This window comes from Dawidia cretensis (genome assembly GCF_018598175.1).
GTDB classification, from domain to species: Bacteria; Bacteroidota; Bacteroidia; order Cytophagales; family Cyclobacteriaceae; genus Ohtaekwangia; species Ohtaekwangia cretensis.
Genome location: NZ_JAHESE010000210.1, coordinates 1 through 260 on the forward strand (window position 1 = coordinate 1; position 260 = coordinate 260).

A 260-nucleotide genomic window follows, 5' to 3' on the forward strand; every position below is an offset into this window, starting at 1 on the left:
GTCCATTTTATATTAATAACATTGGCTCCAGATATAGCACTAAACTCCAATAATTCAACAGGCAGTGTATTTGCTGCTGAGTAAGATCCAAGAGTGATATAACCCTGGGGTATGGATAAACTGCTTGTTATTGACCCGTTAGTTACAACACCACTTACACCTCCTCTACCCATGTCGACCCATTGAGTGCCATTAAACTGGGCCACGGTTAATGCATTAAAATCTGTGATGTAAGTTGAGGGGTTTATGCAATCACTATT

1 protein-coding gene is annotated in these 260 nt (G+C 40.0%); it reads right to left on the reverse strand.

The genetic code is table 11. From position 1 onward, the window contains the following. Nucleotides 1-260, reverse strand: a 260-nt coding sequence (locus tag KK062_RS30390) for a hypothetical protein (protein WP_254088131.1), incomplete at both ends; no start/stop codon positions are given.